The organism is Shewanella khirikhana, from assembly GCF_003957745.1.
In the GTDB taxonomy this organism is placed as follows: domain Bacteria; phylum Pseudomonadota; class Gammaproteobacteria; order Enterobacterales; family Shewanellaceae; genus Shewanella; species Shewanella khirikhana.
In genome coordinates this window covers 43511-68180 of the sequence record NZ_CP020373.1, presented here as the reverse complement: position 1 = coordinate 68180, position 24670 = coordinate 43511, and the positions used below count along the sequence as shown (strand labels likewise).

General features: G+C 52.8%; 13 protein-coding genes. 8 read left to right on the top strand and 5 right to left on the bottom strand.

All coding sequences use genetic code 11. The annotated features are described in order from the left end of the window. Nucleotide 1: 1 nt before the first annotated feature. The 5 genes from STH12_RS00265 to STH12_RS00240 all read left to right on the top strand — a co-directional run bounded on the left by STH12_RS00265 (nt 2) and on the right by STH12_RS00240 (nt 11946). Nucleotides 2-1390 carry a NurA domain-containing protein gene (locus STH12_RS00265; protein WP_126165699.1) on the top strand — a complete coding sequence of 463 codons (1389 nt, stop codon included), beginning with the start codon at nt 2-4 and terminating at the stop codon, nt 1388-1390. Nucleotides 1391-1657: 267 nt separating this feature from the next. Continuing rightward, complete coding sequence (locus STH12_RS00260) at nt 1658-2614, top strand: hypothetical protein (protein ID WP_126165698.1); 957 nt, start codon at nt 1658-1660, stop codon at nt 2612-2614. 1621 nt (nt 2615-4235) lie between these two features. Next, the gene (locus tag STH12_RS00250) at nt 4236-7115 is read left to right on the top strand and encodes an insulinase family protein (protein ID WP_126165696.1); all 2880 of its coding nucleotides are present in this window, start codon (nt 4236-4238) and stop codon (nt 7113-7115) included. A 1596-nt stretch (nt 7116-8711) separates the two neighbouring features. Continuing rightward, on the top strand, nt 8712-10274 hold the full coding sequence (locus STH12_RS00245) for an amidohydrolase family protein (RefSeq protein ID WP_126165695.1): 1563 nt from the start codon (nt 8712-8714) through the stop codon (nt 10272-10274). 16 nt (nt 10275-10290) lie between these two features. Further along, nucleotides 10291-11946: an amidohydrolase family protein gene (locus tag STH12_RS00240; RefSeq protein WP_126165694.1), complete on the top strand. Its 1656-nt coding sequence runs from the start codon at nt 10291-10293 to the stop codon at nt 11944-11946. A 523-nt stretch (nt 11947-12469) separates the two neighbouring features. Here STH12_RS00240 and groL read toward each other — a convergent pair. Both groL and STH12_RS00230 read right to left on the bottom strand, forming a co-directional pair. Next, nucleotides 12470-14107: a chaperonin GroEL gene (gene groL, locus STH12_RS00235; RefSeq protein ID WP_126165693.1), complete on the bottom strand. Its 1638-nt coding sequence runs from the start codon at nt 14105-14107 to the stop codon at nt 12470-12472. 54 nt (nt 14108-14161) lie between these two features. Next, a complete protein-coding gene (locus tag STH12_RS00230; protein ID WP_126165692.1) occupies nt 14162-14452 on the bottom strand; it encodes a co-chaperone GroES in 291 nt (96 codons plus the stop codon). A 224-nt stretch (nt 14453-14676) separates the two neighbouring features. Between STH12_RS00230 and STH12_RS00225 the strand changes: the two genes are divergently transcribed. Next, a complete protein-coding gene (locus tag STH12_RS00225) occupies nt 14677-16044 on the top strand; it encodes an MATE family efflux transporter (protein WP_126165691.1) in 1368 nt (455 codons plus the stop codon). 142 nt (nt 16045-16186) lie between these two features. On the opposite strand, the gene STH12_RS00220 is transcribed toward STH12_RS00225, so the two are convergent. Continuing rightward, nucleotides 16187-17119, bottom strand: a complete 933-nt coding sequence (locus tag STH12_RS00220) for a LysR family transcriptional regulator (RefSeq protein WP_126165690.1) — start codon at nt 17117-17119, stop codon at nt 16187-16189. A 132-nt stretch (nt 17120-17251) separates the two neighbouring features. Here STH12_RS00220 and STH12_RS00215 point away from each other — a divergent pair, with 132 nt between their 5' ends. Both STH12_RS00215 and STH12_RS00210 read left to right on the top strand, forming a co-directional pair. Next, entirely contained in the window at nt 17252-18328 is a 1077-nt protein-coding gene (locus tag STH12_RS00215) for an efflux RND transporter periplasmic adaptor subunit (RefSeq protein WP_126165689.1), read from the top strand. Nucleotide 18329: 1 nt separating this feature from the next. Then, nucleotides 18330-21407 carry an efflux RND transporter permease subunit gene (locus tag STH12_RS00210; protein WP_126165688.1) on the top strand — a complete coding sequence of 1026 codons (3078 nt, stop codon included), beginning with the start codon at nt 18330-18332 and terminating at the stop codon, nt 21405-21407. 140 nt (nt 21408-21547) lie between these two features. On the opposite strand, the gene STH12_RS00205 is transcribed toward STH12_RS00210, so the two are convergent. Beyond that, on the bottom strand, nt 21548-22087 hold the full coding sequence (locus tag STH12_RS00205) for a hypothetical protein (protein ID WP_126165687.1): 540 nt from the start codon (nt 22085-22087) through the stop codon (nt 21548-21550). A 192-nt stretch (nt 22088-22279) separates the two neighbouring features. Beyond that, a complete protein-coding gene (locus STH12_RS00200) occupies nt 22280-24664 on the bottom strand; it encodes a zinc-dependent metalloprotease (protein ID WP_126165686.1) in 2385 nt (794 codons plus the stop codon). Nucleotides 24665-24670 lie beyond the last annotated feature (6 nt).

Below are 24670 nucleotides of genomic sequence, written 5' to 3'. Positions count from 1 at the left end.
CATGGCCTACTCCAGTGGAAAAGGATACAAGCCATTTGAATCTGCCAGCAAATCTGCCCATAGTCAGCTTATAAATGATCCAAAAATGAAGTCTCTGTTAGAAAACTGTAGACTTCCGATAAAGAAGAATGACATTGAGCTGCAGAGTATAGAGCACCATTTAATCAGAGGTGGTAGCACGGGCATTGACCAAATTGTTGTAATTGACGGCGGTTACACTGATGTTGAAGTAGATAAGGGATACCCATCTTCAAATGTCTGTTTCTTTCAATTTGGTGCGATGATGTTGAAGATGTCTGATTTAAAGGAATTAGACAGTAGTAAGTTTATTGATCCTGAAGATATTGCAAAATTAAATAAAATCGATAGATTGAAACTAGTGTTACCATCTAATCATGTATGTAGAAAAGATTGCAGAACACTTACAGAGACAATATCAAAAACTTTGTTTGAGTTTTTTCTTTCTTCTGATTTAGGTGATAGTTCAAATCTATGTCAAACTTTAAAGTGGTTACTTTTTTCTGAATATCTTCCAAATGAAGAAAGAAAAGACGGAAGCACGTTCAACGACCAAGAGCGGGATGATAAATGGATATTGGCATCTTGCCCTCACTGCTCAACAAAGGATATAGAATTATATAGAAGCAACTTTGAGGGTAAATTTTTAACTCCCTGTACTGCATGTGGTGAGGAAATAAGAATTACAGATGTATTCCGATTACATGAAGCGGTAGATGACATCCTAGGTGCTGGGGGCGTTATGGGTTATGTAACATCGGCAACAGAGCAGTTAATGCTAGCCCACATTTTTAAGTTATTAAAAGCTGTAAAACCAGATTTACTTAAGAACACTTTATTTTTGAAAGATGGTCCACTCAGCTTCCCAGGGCAAACAGCCAATATTCATAAGCCAATGAGAAGAATGGTTTCTTACTTGGAGATGAAATATGGTCTCAAGCTGGCTGGAGTAGAGAAAAGTGGCCAATGTGTTGAGCACGCATCGTTAATTGAAGGATATGTAAAAAAAGGAACAGCTCTTATATTATCTACACCATATCTTTATAAATATGTATATCCAGGTGACCCAAATTCTAAAACTCCATTTGGTAGTACAAGCTATTACGGTGGAAAAATAATATTCAAATCTGATTCTGAAAATATGTATGTAGTCACACTACCTATGCAACAAAAGAAGTTAACACCTTCAGTTAGTGATTATCGATATTTAGACAAAGTTTTGAATACAATAGCTAGATTGAAGTGCGACATGTATGATAGCGCATTAATTCCAGTAGCTATGGCTAATAAGCTTGTATCCCTTGCTGATTTGCCAAGCTCAAAAATACTTCAGCGTTTTGCCAAAGAAGCTATAAACGGAAACTCAGGTTAGTACCAGAAACAAGTCAAAAGAAAACTCAGGACAGCCATAGCACTTCTGTCGAGGAATACACAAATCCCGCTGCTTGAAGCAGCCGCTGGGCGTTTGAGCACATGGCTTAGCTGCGACAAGACTTCGAAGTGTTGTAGGTGTCCTCTCTCTCTCCCCATGCGCACTATACAACTGTTAGTTGCCTCACCCATCAATTTACGGTATTTCATTTGGTTTTTTGGTGGTTAACTTGTAAAATCCCCCAAAAAATAAAGGTGTCTAATTTCAATGAAACTAACTTACTATTCTTATCACTTTAAGCGTAATGATAATAAGTATCGTCATACCGTCTTAGACTTACTGCGAGCATACGTTCAGAATGCTCCTGCACATTTGAAGCGGTCATTTGTATCTCGTTCAGGTGAAACAATTTTCTTGATTCCTAGCAATAATGCTCATTTGTTTACCCTGATTACTACAAAAAATAACGAGCTTATAAAAATCATAAATTCCGAAAGCTTTACATATGAAGACATCAGAGATGACTTAGACGACAACGAAAAAGTAGGTTTCGCCAGCTATGTCTATATCGAGAATGATCATTATGCGATTGCATCAACTAGCCAAGGACCAAAAAACTCTAGTTTTGTTTACTTCATAGAACAACTGCTTTCAACGCTGTCATTGACGTATGAATTTATTGCTACTCCATTTCCTGTGCAGGTTAGCTCAAGTGATGTCATGACTATGAACTCAGTTGGTAGAACAACTTTTGAAGTATCTGCCTCAAATAATGCGTTCGTGCAGTTTGGGCAGTTTTTTGGCGGTACTCTTCCTGATGAGATTGATGCTATAGAAGTTACATTTAAACCGCGTCGCGGTTGTGATATTAAGGAACATATTCCAGCTCTAACAAATGTGATTTCAGGTGATGGTCTTGAGAAGTACATGGTTAGGGCCAAAGAGTCGTTAGATGAGTCGTTGTCAGACTTTTATATCGCAGGTAATGGCTTTATAAACGATTACCTTGAATCGTCTGAAATGAGTATAGCGACTAGGATTGCAGAGAAAAAGCTAGCGAATCAACCATTGAGCTTGAAGCTGGCAGAATATAGAAACGATGAAAGGTATTCAAATGATAGGCTTGAGGATGTTGCTAGTTACTGTAATGCTAGCGCCTGGGATCGGTTTGCACTTCCTTCTGAAAGCGGGGATATCGAAGCCTCTGCTGGGGAAGCTAGCTAGCAAATCAGATGTTTTGCTGACAATACTGGCAACATTCAGCTTTACGATGTTAGGTTTCTTGATCACGGCTTTAGCCGTGATCGTGGGTATGAGTGATAAACCAAGAATATTGAGCTATGCAAAGTACGGTTACTTCAGAGTTTTTGGTGAACTTTACTTAGTAACGCTGATAACGTTACTGTTAACCTTCATACTCTCATCAATAACTGTTGTGTTTACCGGTTTAATGCCATGGGTAGTAGTGGCTGTTGCTATATCTCTAGTACAAATTTTAATGATCTCTATTGCATCTTATAGCCTTATATTCCATAAAAAAGGCAACTAACAAACTCGTCGAAAAGCTAGGACACCCAAAACGCCTTTGCCGAGGAATACTCCCAATCCCGCTCGAAGCGGCCGCAGGGCGTTGCTGAAAATGGCGTAGCGAGGCATGGCCGTTCACGGGCGTCCTGCCCTTCACGGCATTGGGACTCCTGTCCGGCAGATGCTTACCAGCGCCAGTCAATCAGGGGCGTGTGTCACGCAGTGACAAGCTCACGAGCGCGAGGCACTGACGCCGAGCCGGGATGGATGTAAATCCGAGCGTCTGACGCGAGAGCAAAAGGACACCTGATGCCCAAGGGGTCGTCCGCTTCGTCGCGCAAAAAAGACAGGACACCCATAACACTTATGCCGAGGGTTACGCCAATCCCGCTCGAAGCGGCCGCAGGGCGTTTGAGCACATGGCGTAGCTGAGACAGGACGTCGAAGCTCGAGGGTCGAGCAGGATGCGAGTCTCTCGTGTAGCCAATGGGCTCAAAAACGCACAAGGAGTCGTCCGCTTCGTCGCGGGTGTCCTTTGGGATGCAAGGGGCTTTGTACAAGCAAAGCCCCTTGCCCGGAGGCGGCGATTTTGGGCCGCCGAGAACGGCCAAATCTCACACTCCCCCGCCCTCGGCAGATACCACTGAAATGGAAAAGGCCCGCGTTCAATACGCAGGCCTTTTCCTTAACTACAGAGGCTTAACCCTGCCTGGTTCTACCCTTTTGGCTTAAAAGAACACGTCTTCATAACTGAGGTGCTCGTTGAGCTAATGCGTAGATCATCTGTGAGTTTCATACTTAGCACTATGTGATATTCACAGCCTGCATCTCTATCGCTGGGAATACTTTCCAACTGTAAATAGGTGGGAACCTTATTCGAGTAATGTTCGAAACGAAGCGGCTCAACACCATATTCGTTGCTTATCCAGAGCAAGAAAACATCATGCTTGTTATCAAATCTCAGCTGCTGATCGACACGTTTTTGCCAAAGAGCCTTTTGCGCCATGACTGCTCCCATTTGGGGATCGGGTGTTTCACACCCAATAACAAGGCCACATATCAGCAGTATCAAAAGCACATGTTTCAGCATAGACAGCAAGATTCTCGTTTAGCGGTGTTTTCAAATATGCTTGGAAGCTACTCCGATTACCAGACAAAATTTGCCTGCTTTCCTTTGAAATCATAGGGGAAAGTAAGGCCAGCCATAGCACTTCTGCCAAGGAATGCACCCAATCCCGCTCGAGGCGGCCGCAGAGAATTGTGGATGTCCTCGTGGTGCGTGATACAAACTCTAAATATTCATTTAAAAGGAATTAGTATGAAAAAAACACTGGCACTGAGCACCTTGTTCTTGGCAATAACGTCGGGTTGCAGCAGCACAAATCAAAGTTCACAGACTTCCTCGGTTCAGCAGTTGGCTCCTCTGACTGAGTTAGCGGTCAGCCCCAATGACCAACGTGGTTATCGCACCTTGAAGCTGGACAATAACCTTGAAGTGATTCTGGTATCTGATCCTTCCACAGATAAGTCAGCTGCAGCATTGACTGTGGGAGTGGGTTTATTACAAGACCCCATGACTCAGCAGGGGTTGGCACATTACCTGGAGCATTTGCTGTTTCTGGGCACTGAGAAGTACCCGGGTACCGCTGAATATAAAGAGTTTTTGTCTCAAAATGGCGGTACGTCCAATGCCTCTACCGGGATGACCGGCACCAGTTACATGTTCAAGGTGAAGAATGACGCCTACGATGAAGCGCTGGACCGCTTCTCCGATTTCTTTAAGTCTCCCAAGCTTTATCCTGAATCCTCTGAGAAAGCGAAGAGTGCGCTGAATGCCGAATGGTCCATGCGCCGTGAGCTGGATTATTTCGGTCAGTTCAAGCTTTCACGGCAAATGATGGGAGAGCATCCCGCCAACCGTTTCCTGATTGGTAACCTTGAAACGCTGGGTGATAAAGAGGGCAGTAAGTTACACACCGAAACAGTAGCCTTCTACGACAAGTACTACTCGGCCAATATTATGAAGGTGGCGCTGATCAGTAATCTGCCACTGGATGAAATGGAAAAGTTGGCGCGCAAACACTTCTCCCCAATCAAAGACAAGCAGATAGACAAACCTGGCATTACCGCTGAAATAAACTTTGCGGATGTGGGCGGCAAGAAGGTGTATTACAAGCCCAATAAAGACGTGAAACAGCTAAAGCTGGATTTCACCATACGCAACAATATCCATGAGTTCATGTATCAACCCAATCGCTTTGTGACTTATCTGCTGGGTTCTGAAATGCCGGGCACGCCTGAACAGCTGCTGAAAGAGAAGGGCTGGATAAGTTCGCTTTATGCCAGCTCCAGCCCTAAGAACTACGGCAACTATGGCGAACTGAGTATCACCATGGATCTGACCGATGAGGGCATGAAACACAGAGATGAAGCTCTGGCGTTGGTGATGCAGTACATAGAACTGGTGAAGCAACAGGGTGTGGATAAAAAGTATTTCAACGAGATCAAAACCTCGCTGGATAACGATTTCCGCTTCCTACGCAAGGTGGAAGAGTTCGACTATGCCTTCGCCCTGGCTAACACCATGCAGGACTATCCAATTAATTATGCGATTAATGCCAATTACTATTACGGTCAGTTCAATGCAGACGCCATTAATCGGCTGCTTGAGCAGCTAACCCCGCAAACGCTCAGAGTTTGGTATATCAGTAAAGATGAAGAGGTTGCTGATAGCCAACACTTCTACACTGGCGAGTACCGAATTGAGGATATCCCACAAAGCCAGTTTGACAGCTGGCAAGGAACAAATACCGCGTTGGCTCTGCCCCGGGTTAACCGCATGATGCCGGAGCGCTTTACTTTGAAAACCCAGGGGATGCAGCAGGCAAAACCTGAGCTTAAAGTGGATAAAGACGGCGTGAACGTGTGGCATTACCCCAGTCAGCAATTTTCTCAGCAGCCCAAAGGGGGGTTGGTTGTTCATCTGAATGTCGGCGACGCCATTGAACAGATAGAAAACCAGGTGGCGCTGGAGTTGTGGGAGGATCTGTATGAACTGCAGCAAAGTCAGCTGACCGCTGAGGCAAGAGCGGCAGGTATTTATGCCTCGCCCATTGTCGGTCAGGGCATGTATTTGCAGATTTTTGGCTTTACCGACAAGCAGCCGCTGCTGCTCCAGGAGATGCTGAGGCTGCAACCCACAGTGGATGAAACCAGTTTCGAGCAAGCTAAAGACAGATATGTGCGGGCATTGGCCAACAAGCAAAAGCAGCTTGCCATCTATCAGCTATTCCCGGTGCTTCAGAAATTGACCCAACAGCATCAGTTTGAAGATAAGGCGCTGAGTGCTGCGGCTGACAAAATGTCACTGGCAGATTTTAACACTAGAGTTAGCGGGCTAATTAAGCACAACCAACCCCGTATTCTGGCCTTTGGTAACTATGACAATGCCGAGCTTGAACTGGTGGCCAAAGAGGTTACCAATGCTCTGGGAGCTGAGCACCAGCAGATTGATTTCGTTAAAGGGGTGGGGGTGGTGCCACAGCCGGGACAGGTGCTCAGCTATCAGCAGGATACCGCAGTGGCAGATATCGCACTGGCCGATTTGACGGTACATGCCCAACCGGGTGTGGAGCAAAAGGCGATGGCCAAGGTGCTGGCAGCGCATTTCCGTCATGAGGTGTTTAATCAGCTCAGGACAGAAGAGCAGCTGGCCTATTCAGTAGGCGCGCGGGACTACCCCATCGATGAGTACGCAGCTGTGGGTATCTACATTCAGTCTCCGGTAATGGACTTGTCACAGGCTCAGGACAGGTTTGACCGCTTCAAAAAAGAGTATCAGGCCAAGTTGGATACATTGTCTGAGCAGGAGTTTGCTGACATCAAGAATGGTGTGCTGGTGGGACTGAAAGAGGCACCCAAGAATATGCTTGAGGAAGTGGAACCACTAAGGGGGGATTGGTTCGCTGAAAAGTGGCAATACGATTCAAAAGACAAGCTGATTGCAGCGATTGAGCTGGTGAGCCTGGATGATATCAAAGCCTTTTATGCACAGACCATGCTTAACCCCAAAGCTGCCCGTATTAATGTGCAGCTGCGGGGCACTAAGTATCAGGATAAGCCTTTTGCCAAACTGCCTAATCAGCTGAAGGTAACGGATGTTGCTGAGTTAAAGGGTAAGCTGAAGTATCAACTGTAACTTATGAAAGATAGGGTGAATGACAATAACTCAGACACCCATAATTGTTGGCGCCTTCGTCATGAAGGAAAAGACAGGAAAAGAGTGCCGAAAAGAGTGCGGACACCCACAACACTTTTGCCGAGGAATACACCCATCCCGTCCGAAGCGACCGTATAGAGAGCTGTGAATGTCCGTACTCTTATACAAACCTTGATAAGCACCTGTTCTTTTTCAGAATGTTGGTTAAAGCAACTGACAACTATCTGGCTCAGATATAGACATCTTGGGTATTCAGCCCAGCCGCCAAAGCGGCATCGATAGGGCTGTAAGGAAGTGAAATCTTTGGGCGCGGGTTTAAGAAAAGGTGTGGGTGTCCTCACTCTTTTCTATTCCTTGGGCATTGACCAGGTTGAAGATGTGTAGCACCTGATTGGGTTTAATTAACTCCGACCGCTTTATCCGTAGCATGCTCTTTGCCACGCAGTTACACCAAGCAAAACCCCGGCACAGTCCGGGGTTTTCTTTTTACGGTCCGAAAGTCGATAGCAGCCGTTTGCAGAGCTTCCCTATCTCAAGGAAGGAAGAAAGAAACAAAGTAAAAAGCAAAGAAAGCAGCAAGCACCAGCTCCTTATCAGCTTCATGATTTACCGCAGCCAACACTTGCCTGTTAAAACACCATACGGTAGTCTGGTTCCACTTTTTGATTGATGTACTTTCTGCTGATAAGCATCTGATTATTAAGCCAGCTTAAGGGTTTGCTAAATCAGTTGCAGTTCAGGTTAGCCATAGGCTTTGCAGGCAAAAGCGAAGGTCGCAATCAAGGCTCTTCACTAAGAGTCAGGCAATTAATAAATCAACAATGTGGATCAGGGAAGATGCGCAGCGCCGTTAGCTTCGGCTCTAAGCAGCAAGGAAGGCTTTCAAATACCCCCTCCTCGATTCCTGCCACTTAAACGCAACTGCTGATGTTGCTGATAAGGGCGTGCTTTTTTGACCTTTACCAAGGTTTAGCCACCGCCAAACTGTTAGCTTTGACGTTGTTTTAACATGATTTTTTGAAGAAGGTACGTTTCACAGACGAAACGCGCCGTGCGGTAGCTATCGCTAAAGTGATGTTTGCGTCCTTCGGCGGTAAGAGTGGGTGCCAAGCTGCGCTTGGCGAAAGTCGTGGGTCTCCAACCCACACCCGGGGAAAGGGGACCGTTTCGACTGGCCCCCTTATCCAATCCCCATCGACCCCTGACGAAGTCGAGCACTTTGGCCTTATAGGCTGAAAACGACCACCATGACCGATTCGCTCCCAGCTCACCGGTCATTGCCTCGATATCCCTATCTCGGCTTGGCCGTTTCACTCAGCCCAACCGCCAAAGCGGCTTCGATGGGGGTAAGTGCCGGTGCAATCTGTGAGTGATATGTTTTGGCTGTCCTGACTTTTTGCGATTTGTACTAAATTTAAAACGAAAAATAACAATCAAATTATGGCATGCACCAAAGCAGCACAGGGTCCCAAACAGGCTAGCGGTATCGCCACCTGTTCGCCCCCAGGTATAAACATTAGGCGCTGTAACGCCTACCGCGACCAATACACTTACACCAGGATGGAGAAATAGAGAATGAGAACCTGCCTTAAAATGGCTTTTGCGTTTACGTTGAGCGTAACTACGCCATTCATTGCATTTGCGCAGCACTACGATGTTGTCATCCAGAATGGCCGGGTCATGGATCCGGAGACGAAATTTGATGGCGTCCGCAACGTCGGCATCAAGGATGGTCAAATAGCTGTTATTACCTCAAACAGCATCAGCGGAAAAAAGATCATCGATGCCACCGATCATATTGTCGCGCCCGGCTTTATCGATCTTCACGCCCACGGGTTGAATATCGGCGACTACCGCATGCAGGCTATGCAGGGTGTAACGACCATGCTCGAGCTGGAGTCGGGCATTCTGCCGGTCTCAGACTGGTACGAAGGCCAGGCGAAGAAGAAGCTCCCGCTTAACTATGGGGCAGCCGCAGCGTGGACCTATGCCCGCATAGCCACGTTCACCGAAAAACCACCTGAGGCGACAGCCGAGTATTTTCAGGGCGTTCAAGGGCGGGCAGACTGGAAAATGAACATTGCCACACCAGAGCAGCAAGATAAAATCATGAAGCTTGTCGAGCAGGGCCTTGATGAAGGCGCCCTCGGCATTGGCATCAACGCCGGTTATGCGCCGGGGTATGGGCAGAAAGAATATTACGCCCTTGCAAAGCTGGCCGCGAAGCGGGGGGTCGCCACCTTCACCCATGCCCGCTACGCCAGCAATATGGAGCCCCAAAGTTCCTTTGAGGCGATTCAGGAACTGATTGCCAACGCCGCGCTCACGGGCGCGCACATGCATATCTGTCATATCAACAGTAACTCTCTGAAAGACATTCATTCCACACTCGAACTGGTGGACGATGCCATCGCGAAGAACATTAACATTACCGTCGGTGCCTACCCCTGGGGAGCTGCCAGCACTGTGGTGGGCGCTGCCATGTTTTCCGGCGACGGCTGGCGTGAACGAATGGGCTCAACGGCGCAAAACTTTCAGTTGGGTACCCAGCGTATGACAGAAGAGCAGCTGAGTGACTACCAGAAAAATAAACCTGGCACCTTCATTACCTGGCATTTTCTCGATGAGAGCAATCCAGATGACCTGGCTCTTCTCGATGCATCTATCCTTCACCCGAATGTGCTGATCGAGTCAGACGAGATGTTCTGGATGTCTATGGACAGTAAGGGCAATGTCGAAAATTACGCTGGCGACAACTGGCCGCTGCCCGAAGATTTATTCTCGCATCCGCGATCAAACGGTACATTCGCGAAAATACTGCGTTCGTACGTTAGAGAGCGCAAGCTGATGAGCATGCAGGATGCTCTGCGCAAAATGAGCCTGATGCCGGCGCAGACCATAGAGGGCTTTGTGCCACAGATGAAGAAGAAGGGACGCCTTCAAGAAGGTATGGATGCCGACATTGTGGTTTTCAATCCTGAAACCATTAGTGACGTTGGAACCTATGAAAAGCCAAACCAGCCTGCCGTGGGTGTGCAAACGGTGGTGGTGAATGGCGAGCTCGTGGTAACAGATGGACAATTAGTGCTGGATGCTGCGCCCGGTAAACCGATTCGCCGCGCGATAGCGAATAAATAAACAGGAGGATTCAAATATGAATAAGCTGACAGCCATGCTCATGGTTTCACTTGGCTTGCCTTCCATGGCGCTCGCTAATGACTACGACCTAGTCATCAATAACGGCCGGGTGATGGACCCGGAAACCAATTACGATGCCGTGGCGAACGTCGGGATTAAGGATGGTGTGATCACGGCAATTACCAAGGAAAAAATAAAAGGCAAACAGACCATCAATGCAAAAGGTCTGGTAGTTGCGCCGGGGTTTATTGATACCCACTTTCACTCAGTGGATCCGTTTGCGACCAAACTCGTGGTGGCCGATGGCGTCACAACCGGCATGGACCTAGAGGCAGGTGCAACACGTATTGCCCAGTGGTATGCCAACAAGGAAAAGGCGGGCTGGCAGGTCAACTACGGCACCACGGTAGGTATGAACCTGGCGCGGATGCTGGTTCATGATTCAGAAGTGACTATCAATGAACCGATTGACGCGGCTAACGGTGGGCACTACATCAACGAAAGCGCCAAAGACGGTGTGCAGGGCTGGTCGTTAACGCGCAGCTCGATCCCGCAGATGAACCAGATCATGCAGTTGCTCGATGATGGATTGCGAGATGGTGCCATTGGTATCGGTGTTCCGGCTGCCTATGCGGCACGTGGTATTACGAGTTACGAGCAGTTCGAGGCGCAGCGTACTGCGGCACGTTACGGTCGCCTGACCTCCGTGCACACCCGCTATCACCTGAATACGCAAACACCTAACGAAGCCCCGATCTCACTTGATGAGGTGCTGGTTAATGCCATGTTGTTGAAGGCGCCGCTGCTAATGGCGCATGACAACGATTACGGCTGGTGGGAGAACGAAGAAAAACTGCAATTGGCCCGCAAGCAAGGCTTCAATGTGTGGAGCGAGTATTACCCCTTTGCTGCCGGTTCCACCCTTGTCAGCGCAGACTTCCTGCGACCGGAATTATGGGAAGAAACCCTTGGCAATAAGTATGAGGAAACTATCTATAACCCTGGCACCGACAAGTTTCTGTCAAAAGACGAATACCTTAAATTGGTGAAGGAGCAACCGGGATATTTCGTCGTCGTGCACTTTCCGCCGCGCAAGCAGTGGATGAAGTACTGGCTGACGATTCCTGAAATGGTTGTCGCATCAGATGCAATGCAAGGAGTGGATAAAGATGGAAATCTACTGCCCTGGGACGCGGATGTCAGTAAATATGCAGGACACCCGCGCACTGCATCGTCCTATTCTACGACCTTGCAAATGGCCCGCGACAATGGCGTACCGCTGATGTTCACCTTATCGCAACTGAGTTACTGGACAGCCAAACATCTGGGCGACACAGGGTTAGAGGCGATGAAACAGCGTGGTCGCGTACAGGTTGGCAAAATTGCTGACCTTACCCTCTTTGATCCGGATAAAGTGGCACCGCGTGCAACCTACAAGAATGGCGAAAATGGGCTTCAGCCTGTGGGTATTCCGTTTGTGATCGTTAATGGCACGATAGTCGTCAACAAAGGAAAGGTTTTGCCGGTAAAGCCCGGTCAGCCGATCCGCTTCCCGGTCGAGGAGAAGGGACGCTACGAACCGTTGGACTCTAACAAGTGGTTAGGTGAACACACCATCAATGTACCTGACATGCATGTGCCTGATGATACCGGTGCGGCAGCGCTGAAATAAAAAACTCAGGACACCCAAAACACTTATGCCGATGAATACACCATTCCCGCCCGAAGCGGCCGCAGGGCGTTTGAGCACATGGCGTAGCTGAGACAGGACGTCGAAGCTCGAGGGTCGAGCAGGATGCGAGTCTCTCGTGTAGCCAATGGGCTCAAAAACGCCCAAGGGGCTGTCCGCTTCGTTGCGGGTCGCTAGGGGATTGGACAAGGGGGCAAGTCGATACTGCCCCCTTTCCTCGGGTGTGGGGCGAAGCTCCACGACGTTAAGCCGCTGCAAGCGACTCTCAATTTATCTGAGCCTGCGGCACGCAACGCCCTCATATCTCCCCCAAAACCGGCAGCCATGACTACCCCAAACCACTCCCCCACCCTCGGCAGAATCCACTGAAATGGAAAAGGCCCGCGTTCGATACGCGGGCCTTTTCCTTTCTTGGAATAAACAAAACCCCGGAACAAGTCCGGGGTTTTGTTGTGGTCTCAGAGAGACCAAGGCAACCGCCTTGATCAATCTGCGGCGGGGCAGATTACATCATGCCGCCCATACCGCCCATACCACCCATACCACCCATATCAGGGGCATCGGCCTTTGGCAGCTCGGCTACCATGGCTTCGGTGGTGATCATCAGACCGGCTACAGAGGCTGCAAACTGCAGTGCTGAGCGGGTTACCTTGGTTGGGTCCAGGATACCCATTTCCAGCATGTCGCCGTAGCTGTCGTTACCAGCGTTGTAACCGAAGTTACCAGCACCGTTCTTCACGGTGTTGGCCACTACAGAGGCTTCTTCACCGGCGTTGGTGGCGATTTGGCGCAGTGGGGCTTCCATGGCGCGCAGGGCGATAACCACACCGTGCTTCTGATCTTCGTTGGCTACTTCAACGTCGCTAATCTTGGAAGCAACGCGAACTAGGGCTACACCGCCGCCAGGAACCACACCTTCTTCAACGGCGGCGCGGGTGGCGTGCAGGGCGTCTTCAACGCGGGCTTTCTTCTCTTTCATTTCCACTTCGGTGGCAGCGCCAACCTTGATAACGGCAACACCGCCGGCCAGCTTGGCCATACGCTCTTGCAGTTTTTCACGGTCGTAATCGGAAGAGGTTTCTTCGATTTGCTGTTTGATTTGGGTTACGCGAGCCTTGATCTGCTCCTCGGCACCGTTGCCATCGATGATGGTGGTGTTGTCCTTGGTGATCACAACGCGCTTGGCAGTGCCCAGATCTTCCAGAGTGGCTTTTTCCAGCTCCAGACCGATTTCTTCGGCGATTACAGTACCACCGGTGAGGATGGCGATATCCTGCAGCATGGCCTTGCGACGGTCACCAAAGCCTGGGGCTTTAACGGCAGCAACCTTCACGATACCGCGCATGTTGTTCACTACCAGAGTCGCCAGGGCTTCGCCTTCCACGTCTTCGGCAACGATCAGCAGAGGCTTGCCGGTCTTGGCCAGACCTTCGAGGATAGGCAGCAGTTCGCGGATGTTGGAGATCTTCTTGTCAACCAGCAGCACGAATGGGTTGTCCAGTTCAACTGAGCCGGTTTCTGGCTTGTTGATGAAGTAAGGAGACAGGTAGCCGCGGTCGAACTGCATACCTTCTACTACGTCCAGTTCGTTTTCCAGCGCCTGACCTTCTTCAACAGTGATAACGCCTTCTTTGCCTACTTTTTCCATGGCGGTGGCAATGATTTCACCGATGGACTCGTCAGAGTTGGCAGAGATGGTACCTACCTGAGCGATGGCCTTGGAGTCGGCACATTCCTGGGACAGGTTTTTCAGTTCGATTACGGCGGCGGCAACGGCTTTGTCGATACCGCGCTTCAGATCCATTGGGTTCATGCCAGCGGCAACGGCCTTCAGACCTTCGTTCACAATGGCCTGAGCCAGTACAGTGGCGGTGGTGGTGCCGTCACCGGCAGCGTCGTTGGCCTTGGAAGCCACTTCCTTCACCATCTGGGCGCCCATGTTCTCGAACTTGTCTTCCAGTTCGATTTCTTTGGCTACAGATACACCGTCTTTGGTGATCAGCGGCGCGCCGAAGCTCTTTTCCAGCACTACGTTGCGGCCTTTAGGGCCCAGAGTTACTTTAACGGCGTTGGCCAGCACGTTTACACCAGCCAGCATTTTTACGCGGGCGTCGTTACCAAATACTACTTCTTTAGCTGCCATGTTCGATTTCCTTTAAATATTTGCGTTAGACTGAAATTTCACAATTGGAGTGGATTATTCCACTACAGCCATCAGATCCATTTCGGACAGGATCAGCACTTCCTGACCGTCGATTTTTTCTTTCTTCACGCCGTAACCTTCGTTGAAGATCACCTGGTCACCAACTTTTACATCCAGTGGACGTACGGTGCCGTTCTCAAGGATCCGGCCATTGCCTACCGCCAGCACTTCGCCACGGGTAGACTTTTCAGCCGCGCTGCCGGTCAGCACAATGCCACCAGCTGAAGTGGATTCCACTTCCAGACGCTTAACGATTACGCGGTCATGTAATGGACGAATATTCATCTATGGATTCTCCTAAAGATTTTTTGCCCAGCAATGAGCGGTTTTTGAAGTCGCAGCTTCCCTTACGGGCATGCCGCTCGATGAAGTCTATATGGGGACAGGGGCCAAGGGACTCAAGGGGGATTTACAAAATTTTTTGGATTTTTTTGGCCTGGCTTTTCGTTCGCCGTCATCATTCCTGTTAGAATCGCGCCTCGCACCGCAATAAGAGTATTTTGGCCCCCATGAAAGACAGACACGGCCTTTTAACAGCGCCGATTGGCTCTGTACTGTTAAAAATGACCCTGCCCAACATGCTGGGGATTTTGACCATTCTGGGGTTCAGTCTGGTCGACACTTTTTTTATCAGCCAATTGGGCACCGAAGCCCTGGCCGCCATCAGCTTTACCTTTCCCGTTACCCTGGTGCTGTCCAGTATTGCCGTGGGCATAGGCGCCGGGGTTTCCACCAATCTTGGCCGTTTAATTGGTTCGGGCAGTGCCCCCGAAGCCAAGGTGTTTTTGCACGATGCATTGCTGCTGACCTTTGCCCTGATAGGCACCCTCGCCTCGCTGGGACTGGTATTTATCGACCCGCTGTTCAGCCTGCTTGGGGCCAACGAAAAAAGCCTGCCGCTCATTCATGAATACATGCTGGTGTGGTATCTGGGCTGCCCGCTGCTGGTGCTGTTAATGGTGGGTAATCAAGGGCTTCGCGCCACCGGCGATACCAAGTCACCGGCCAAAATCATGGCGCTGGCGGCCATTATCAACCTTATTCTCGACCCCTTGCTGATTTTCGGTATTGGTCCCTTCCCACGGCTCGAAATCGAAGGCGCCGCCATTGCCAGCGTGATTTCCTGGGTGGTGGCCATGTCGCTCTCGGGTTATCTGCTTATCGTCAAACGGCGGATGCTGACCCTCACCGAAGTGGTGTGGTCGCGGCTTAGGGATAACTGGAAACGGCTGGCGCACATTGCCCAGCCAGCGGCGCTGATGAACCTGATGAACCCCATTGCCAATGCCGTGATCATGGCCATGCTGGCCCGTATCGACCACGGCGCTGTGGCGGCCTTCGGTGCCGGTACCCGGCTCGAGTCTGTGCTGCTCATTGTGGTGATGGCGCTGTCATCGAGCCTGATGCCCTTTGTGGCGCAAAACCTGGGGGCGGGTCAGCCACAGCGGGCGCGGGAAGCGCTGATGATGTCGCTGCGCTTTGTGCTCTTGTTCCAGTTCCTGTTGTATATACCACTGGCATTGCTGGCAGGCCCCATTGCCGGGCTCTTCAGTGATGACCCACAGGTGGTGGAATGGCTAACCTTCTACATTATCGCCCTGCCCGCCGCCTACGGCCCGCTGGGGGTGGTGATCATAGTGGCCACCTCCTTTAACGCCTTCCACCGGCCGATGGCGTCGCTGATTATCAATGTGTGCCGGCTGTTTTTACTGATGCTGCCGCTGTGCGCCCTGGGCTCTTTCCTCTATGGGGTAAAGGGACTGATGCTGGCACTGCCGCTGACCAACGCCCTGATGGGCATTGCCTGTTATTTGCTGGCAGGACGTGTGACAGAGCCAGACAATGTGCTGGGCGCGGACGCGAAGGCGAGGAGCTAGGCCCTCGTCTACCGTCTACCTATTCCCAATTCACCCTTCACCATTCACCCTTCACCATTCACCCTTCACCCTTCACAACCCACCATTCACCATCCCCCTCAGCACCCTGGATTCCGGCCTTTGAAAGCTTATCGGGCGCCAATTAACCTGGCTCGACGGCGCTGCGCATCGACATGGGTTTGCCGTCCGGCGTCAGCTCCTGCAGAACAAAGTCGATAAAACGGCGACACGCCTGGCTGACGAAGCGCCTTGACGGATACACCAGAAAGCACTCGCCCACATAGGGTTGGAAATCCGGCAACAACTGCCGCAGTTGTCCCGTGGCCAGATAGGCGTCACACATTTCCGCCGGTAAATAGACTATGCCCTTGCCCAGCAGGGCATATTCCCTCGTCAATACCAGATTGTTGGTGCAGAAGTTGCCCTGCACCTTGACCTTGACCACCTCCGGCCCCATGCCCACCTCAAATTCATTGAATATCCGGCCGTTGACCAGCCGATACAGGGCGACATTGTGGTCAGCCATATCGCTAAGGGTACGGGGCTCGCCGCAGCGGGCCAGGTATTCCGGGCTGGCAAAGAACCCCAGCTCTGTGGTCAGCACAGGTTTTGCCACCAGGTCCTGCTCTTCGATGGAGTTTTCAATCAGAAAGGCCACATCCAGGTGGGCTTTGACCATGTCGACCACTTCGGTGCTGTCTATCACTTCCACCGTCAACCTGGGATGCAGCGCCATAAAGCGGAAAATCAGCCGGTTCAGGATAGCGGTTTCAGGCAGGGGGAACATCTGGATCCTCAGGTGACCAGTGAGTTCGGCATCATCCCCGGTCAGCTCGATCAGGGTCTCATCCAGTTGTGAGAGTATCCCCAGAGACTTTTGGTAGAAATGAGTTCCGGCGGCAGTCAGGCTGATGACCCGGGCCTGGCGATGGAACAGCTTGACCTTAAGTTCTTCCTCCAGGCTTTGCAGACGCCTGCTCAGGGTGGACTTGGGCAGGTTGAGCAGGTCCGCCGCCGCCACCAAACTGCCGGTCTCAACGATGCGGTGGAACAGGGCAATATCTTCGGTTTTCATGTTTCAGCACTCTCCACGCCCAACAACAGTTGCATTTTTCGGAACCAATAATTCCAAACAATCCCGTTTTTAGCAACAGATTAAACTGCTATCTTCGCGCCTGTTGAACATGCCCCACAAGGAACAGCGCCGATGAGAACCCGCTTGATAATTCCACTCGCACTCGCCATGCCCCTGCTCGTCAGCGGCTGTATGGAGGCCGAGAGCGCCATACCCGCGCCGACAATCCGTCCGGTGAAACTCATCGCCATCGAAGATCCCCTCGCGGGGGGGCAGCGCAGTTTCCCGGCGCGGGTAACGGCCAACAGTCGCGCCGACCTGGCGTTCCGGATTGCGGGCCAGTTGACCGAGCTGACGCTGGTGGAGGGTCAGGGTGTCAGCGCCGGTAGTCTGCTCGCCCGCCTCGATGACAGGGATGCACGCAATAATCTGATGGCCCGGGAGGCGGAGCATGAGCTGCTGGCCGCCGATTATGAGCGCAAGGCTGAGCTGCTCAAACGCAAGCTGATTTCCCAGGCCGAATTTGACACCATCCAGGCCCAACTGAAATCCGCCAAAGCGGCGCTGGCTGCCGCTCGGGACCAGCTAAGCTACACCCAGCTGACGGCGCCCTTTTCCGGCACGGTTGCCAAGCGTCTGGTGGACAATCACCAGCAGGTTCAGCCCAATCAGACGGTGCTGACGCTGCAAAATAACCGCCTGCTGGATGTCAGTGTGCAGGTGCCCGAGAGCCTGTTGGCCGACCTGAAACAAGCCAGCGGGCTTGCGAAACTGGATGCCAATGTGAGCTTCAGCGCCTTTCCCGGCCACAGCTTCAAGGCCAATTTCAAGGAATACTCCACTGAAATAACCCCGGGCACCCAGGCCTATGAACTGGTGTTCTCCCTGCCCCAGCCGGACGCTGTCCAACTGCTGCCCGGCATGAGTGCCGAGCTGAGCTTCCGTCTTGATGGCGATGGCCAGCCCATCGCCGTAGTGCCTGTGTCGGCACTGGATAAGAGCGATGCCGACGGTTTGGTGCGGGTATGGCGTTACCAGCCCACTTCAGGTCAGGTCGATGCCGTACCCGTTACCCTGGGACGGGTGCGCGCCGAGGGCATAGAAGTGCTCAGCGGTCTGCAACGCGGGGATCAAATCGTCAGCGCCGGTATAAGCCAGCTCAGTGCGGGCATGCAGGTAAAGCCATTGCACTGGCAACGTGGGGTTTGAGATGAATCTTGCTGAATATTCGATTCGCCACAAGGTCATCAGTTGGATGTTCGCCTTGCTGTTGCTCCTGGGCGGCGCCATTGCCTTCAGCGGCCTGGGCCAGCTGGAGTTTCCAGAGTTCACCATCAAGGAAGCCCTGGTCATTACCCCCTATCCGGGCGCCTCACCGGAGCAGGTGGAAGAAGAGGTGACACTGCCCCTTGAAGACGCCCTGCAGCAGCTGGACGGCATCAAGCACATCAACTCAATCAACAGCGCTGGGCTGTCGCAGATCCGCATAGAAATCAAAGACAAGTATGACAAGCATAGCCTGCCACAGGTGTGGGATGAGGTGCGTCGCAAGGTCAATGACAGTGCCGGACTATTGCCGCCGGGCACGGGCACCCCCAGGGTGATGGACGACTTCGGCGACGTGTTCGGCATACTGCTTAATCTGTCCGGGCCCGATTACAGCAACCGCGAGCTGAGCAACTATGCCGATTTACTGCGCCGTGAGCTGGTGCTGGTTCCCGGAGTGAAAAAGGTGTCGGTGGCCGGTAAGGTGACCGAACAGGTCGTGGTCGAAATATCCCAGCAAAAGCTCTCGGCCCTTGGTTTGGATCAAAGCTATATCCATGGCCTTATTCAGAATCAAAACGTGGTGTCCAACGCCGGCAGCCTGCTGGTGGGTGATAATCGCATCCGTATTCACCCCACCGGTGAGTTCACCAGCGTGCAGGATCTGGCGCGGCTGATTGTCAGCCCCCAGGGCAGCCCGGAGCTTATCCATCTGGGTGATATTGCCCATATTGACAAGGTGTATGACGAGACCCCGGAGCAGCTGTATCGCAGCCAGGGCCAGAATGCCCTGTCGTTGGGAATCGCCTTTTCCGGCGGCGTGAACGTGGTTGAGGTAGCGGCCGACATACAAAAACGGTTGGTGGAACTGGAGTCCGAGCGGCCCCTGGGCATGAAGCTGGATACCGTTTACAACCAGGGTCTGGCGGTGGACGAGACGGTCAGCGGCTTTCTTATCAATGTGCTCGAATCCATCGCCATCGTGATAGCCGTGCTATTGCTGTTCATGGGGCTGAGATCCGGCCTGCTGATGGGGCTGATTCTGCTGCTGACAATTCTGGGCACCTTCATAGTGATGAAGCTGCTGAACATAGAGCTGCAGCTCATTTCACTGGGGGCGCTGATTATCGCACTGGGGATGCTGGTGGATAACGCCATTGTGGTTACCGAGGGCATCCTCATAGGTCTGCGCCGGGGCAAGAGCCGCCTCGAAGCCGCCAGCCAGATAGTTGCCCAGACCCAGTGGCCGCTGCTGGGAGCAACCGTCATCGCCATTATCGCCTTCGCCCCCATAGGCCTGTCGCAGAATGCCGCCGGTGAATTTTGCCGCTCCCTGTTCCAGGTGCTGATGATTTCTCTGTTTATCAGCTGGATAACGGCAATCACCATCACGCCCTTCTTTTGCCATCTGCTGTTCAAAGATACGCCGCCAGCGGAGGATGAGGCCGATCCCTATAAGGGCTGGTTCTTTACCCTGTACCGCGCTGTGCTGATGTTCGCCCTGCGCTTTCGGCTCGCGAGCCTGGCGTTGGTGCTGGCCATGCTGGTATCGGCGGTGATGGGTTTTGGCCATATCAAGAATGTGTTCTTTCCGGCATCGAACACCCCTATCTTCTTCGTCGATGTCTGGATGCCTGAGGGCACGGATATCAGGGCGACCGAGCGTTTCACCGCCGCAATAGAAACGACACTGCTGAGCCGTAGCCAGCAGGCAGACCAGGGCCTGCAGCAAATAACCACAGTCATAGGCCAGGGCGCCCAGCGCTTTGTGCTGCCTTATCAGCCGGAGAAGGCCTACCCAGCCTATGCACAGTTGATAGTGGAGATGCGGGATCTGGCGTCACTCGGGGCCTATATGCCACTGCTGGAAGACTTCCTGCGCCAGGAATATCCCCAGGCTCAATTCAGGTTAACCAAGATGGAGAACGGTCCCTCACCGGCGGCCAAGATTGAGGCCCGTTTCTACGGTGACAACCCCGAGACCTTAAGGAGTCTGGCTGCCCAGGCAGAGGCCATTTTCAGCGCCGAGCCCACCATGGATGCCATACGCCACGACTGGCGCAATCAGGTGGCGCTTATCCGGCCACAACTGCAAACCGCCAGGGCGCGGGAGAGTGGTATCAGCAAGCAGGATCTCGATCAGGCGCTGCTGCTCAACTTCAGCGGCAAGCAGATAGGTCTCTATCGCGAGACCAGCCACTCGCTGCCCATATTAGCCAGAGCGCCGGCAGACGAGCGACTGCAGGCCGACAACCTGTGGGAGTTACAGATTTGGAGTCAGGAGCACGCCAGCTTTGTGCCCGTGTCCCAGTTGGTGAGCGACTTTGCCACCGAATGGGAAAACCCGCTGCTGATGCGCCGGGATCGCAAGCGGGTACTGACGGTGATGGCCGATCCCAAACTGGGTTCGGATGAAACCGCCGACTCTGTACTGAGAAAGGTTAAGGCCAAGGTAGAAGCCATCCCCCTGCCTGCGGGCTACAGCCTGGAATGGGGCGGCGAATTTGAGTCCTCGGGCGAAGCACAGGAAGCGGTATTCAGCTCCATACCCATGGGTTATCTGGTGATGTTTTTAATCACGGTATTTCTGTTCAACTCGGTGCGCCAACCCCTGGTCATCTGGCTGACAGTTCCCCTGGCCCTGATAGGCGTGACCGCAGGATTGCTGCTGTTCGATGCCCCCTTCAGCTTTATGGCACTGCTGGGGCTTTTGAGCCTGTCGGGCATGGTTATCAAAAACGGCATAGTTCTGATGGATCAGATAAATCTGGAGCTCAGTTCAGGCAAGTCGGCCCTGGCCGCCCTGGTGGACTCCTGTGTCAGCCGGGTACGTCCGGTAATGATGGCGGCCATTACCACCATGCTGGGGATGATTCCTCTGATTACAGACGCCTTTTTCGGATCCATGGCGGTCACCATCATCTTCGGTCTGGGGTTTGCATCGCTGCTGACCCTGATAGTACTGCCGCTGATTTACAGCCTGTTCTTTAAAATCGAGATGGGAGGTGACCCACGGCCATAGTCCCATAAGCTAAACCGGCGGCGGCCAAGGGGCGTCGCCACAGAAAAACGCTTCCCGGCGCGACCGAACAGCAAGCTGTTCGGTCGTTTCATTTATGGGAGTGGGCAGGCAGTTTTAGTGGATCACCGGCAAAGAGCCGGTCAGAGAAACTCCACCGAATCCAGGAAGGCCAGCGCGGTTTGCTTTTCTCTGTCATTACCGGCGTAGCTTGCCATCAGCAGCAGTAAGTGATTGTCGTGGGTGTAGATATGCTGCACCAACTCGCCCTTCTCGGCGCCGAGGTTAATCACCAGCTCGTAGCCTTTTTTGCCATTGTGCTGAATAAAACCACGGCGGATGATGGAGGCATTGATGCCATAGTCGGTACCAAAGCGGCGGCTGATACTGTCGAAATCTTCCAGCGACAGCTCGTTGATGTCCTGCTCGTCGAACACATCGAAGGCAGTGCCCATGGCCAGCACCACCAGGGTCATATCGCGGTTGTCAGCCTTTTGGTTCACCACCTGCTCTACGCTCACCTGGCCGGTCATACGCGAGGCGGTATTGGGCTCAGGCAACATACGCACCTTCACCGGAATGCTGGCGAGGAAGTGACTTTCGAGGGGGATGGGCGCCAGAAAGTGGCGATAGCCGAAAAAGCTCGCTGCCAGTACCAGCAGCAAAAATACCAGTCTTGTCATCATTCAATCCTTTGAAATTGACCACAATCACGCCCCAACGACGCCACGGGGCATGCTTTGAACTTATACAGGCTGAATTTTAGCAGCCTTTTCGCCTACCCCGCGTGCGCCGAAAGATTGAGATAAGCGGATTGACGCAACCCATCACAAAAAAGCCCGCAAATGCGGGCTTTAGAACAATGCTGTTAATGCTTAGATAGGCGAGCCCGGCGGCATTGGCAGTGGCTTTTTGATGATGCGGGCAGTGGCGTCATCGAGGCCGCGGGCAATGCCCAGCGCCAGATACTTGTAATGGGCGGCATCGGCCTCGCTGGAGCGGCTGGACTTACGTTCCAGCTGCTTTTGGGCGTAGGCGAGCCTGGCACCCAGCACCGCCTTGACCTCGGCCGAGGTGTCGTCGTGGTGGAAGGCATCCAGCACCGCATCCACGGTCACGGCATTGAGGCGCATCCAGACGCCACGCTCAAGGCCAATCTTGCCCTCCTGGAACAGGGTCACGGCAAACAGGCGGTCCACTAACGTGGTGACCGACAGCTGCTCGCTGTCGCCCTGGAAGCCCTGCTCGACCCGGTTAAGGCGCTTGGGCTTAAGCAGCGTAGTGACCGTGTGGCGGGACAGCACTTCGGCCATGCCGATGGGGTCTGGCAGAATGCCAAGGCCCGAGGCAAAGCTTTCACGGCTGGCCTGATAGTTGCCCTGCTTGGGCAGCAGGCTTTCTACCAGTTCGCGCGGCAAGGTCAGCTCGGCGGTATCCAGGGTGGCCAGCACTGTGCCCAATGCCTGCTTTTGCAGCTCAGGCGCCATATAGTGCCAGCTGTAGGTACCATCGTAGCCATAATCGGCGCCACCAATCACCTTGGTGGCGGCTTCAATCTGGTAGCGCGACAACAGATACAGGGGCACCAGCGCATCAGCCAGTTCGCCCAAAGGCTCGCCTTTAAGCAAGGCCTCGGGGTTAAAGTCGGCCAGCGCCTTGCGGCGCACCTCCTGCAGGCGGGTAAGCTCGGCCACAGGGTCGCTGCCGTTATCCCACAGGCTGGCGTAGGCGTGGCTGGCATCCGCACTGCGGGAGTCGCTCTCGCCTATGTATCTGAGGCCCTTGGTCTGCACGTCCATCAGCAGTTTCGACAGCCCCGCCGCTTCGTCGGCGCCAAAGTCGCCGTAGCCATAGGCGATGGCAAACTTGTCCCACTCGCCTATGCCCGGGGTGTAAGGCTTTGAGATATCAATCTTGCCGCCATTGAGGCTGATCATGGGATGGGGGTAATCCATCACAGAGGCATTATTGTTGCTGGAGGCGGCAAAGTTATGGTCAAGGCCAAGGGTGTGGCCAATCTCATGAGCCGACAGCTGACGGATACGCTCAAGCGCCAGATGTTCAGACGCCTTGGCGGCGGCGTCTCTGTCTTCCCAACCGGCGGTGAGGCCGCGGGCAATCAGGTGGTCCTGACGCACACGCAGGCTGCCCAGGGTTACATGGCCCTTGATGATTTCGCCGCTGCGCGGATCGGCAATGGCCGAGCCGTAAGACCAGCCACGGCTGGCGCGATGCACCCACTGTACCACGTTAAAGCGCACATCCTGGGGGTCGGCATCTTCAGGGAGCAGCTCCATCTTGAAGCCATTGATAAAACCGGCGGCATTGAAGGCCTCTTCCCACCAGCGGCCGCCGTCAAGCAGCGCACTGCGGATAGGCTCGGGCACGCCCGGGTCGAGGTAATAGACTATGGGCTCAACCACCTCGGAAGGTGCGGCGCCGGGGGTCTTTTTCTGCAGGCGGTGGCGCAGCAGATGACGCTTAACTACGCTCTGGTCGATGCCGGTGGCGTAATCAAGATATTCATCAGACAGATAGCCGCTTTGGGGGTGATAGTCGCGGGCCAGATAACCGGCCTCAGGCAAGGCAATAAAGGAGAAACGCATGCGGATGGAGATGGCCTTGGGGTCTGGCGTCACCTGGGCCACATAGGCGCCGGGCTCGCCGGAGGCGAAGGTGAGCTGCACATCCACATCGCTGTTATTGGGGAAGGATTTCACGTACTCGGGGATGATGAGCGAGCGTGAGCTATCCAGGCTGAAATTGCCCTGCCCGCTGGCTTTCAGCGAGTCGGTAACGCCGTGCAAATCATTAAGCACCAGCGCGTTGAGCGGAGCCAGCGCCGTCTTGCCATCGACTACAGGGGCGCGCCACAAAATGGAATCGGCAAAGGCTTCTTTTACTGCCCGCTGCTCGGGGGCATAGTCGCTGCCGGCGCGGTAGCGGGTGTTGAGTTCACGCAAAATCAGGTCGGGGCCGATGCGTTCAAACTGCACCATACGGGTGCGACCAAGCTGGCCACGGTCGAGGCCGATATCGTTGGAACCCACGCCCTGTGGCAGGCTGGTGACCAACAAAAACGGCTGATTAAGATGGTTAGCCTCCACATAAACCTGACCCTGTTTATCGTAATGGAGATTCAGAAACCCCCGGGCCGATTGGCTCTGCTTGATGATGGCGGCGGCAGATTCGGCGGCCCAGATTGGCGAGGCAGGCACGGCAGCGAGCATAAGCGCCAAGGCGAGGGTCGAGGGTTTCATGTGTTC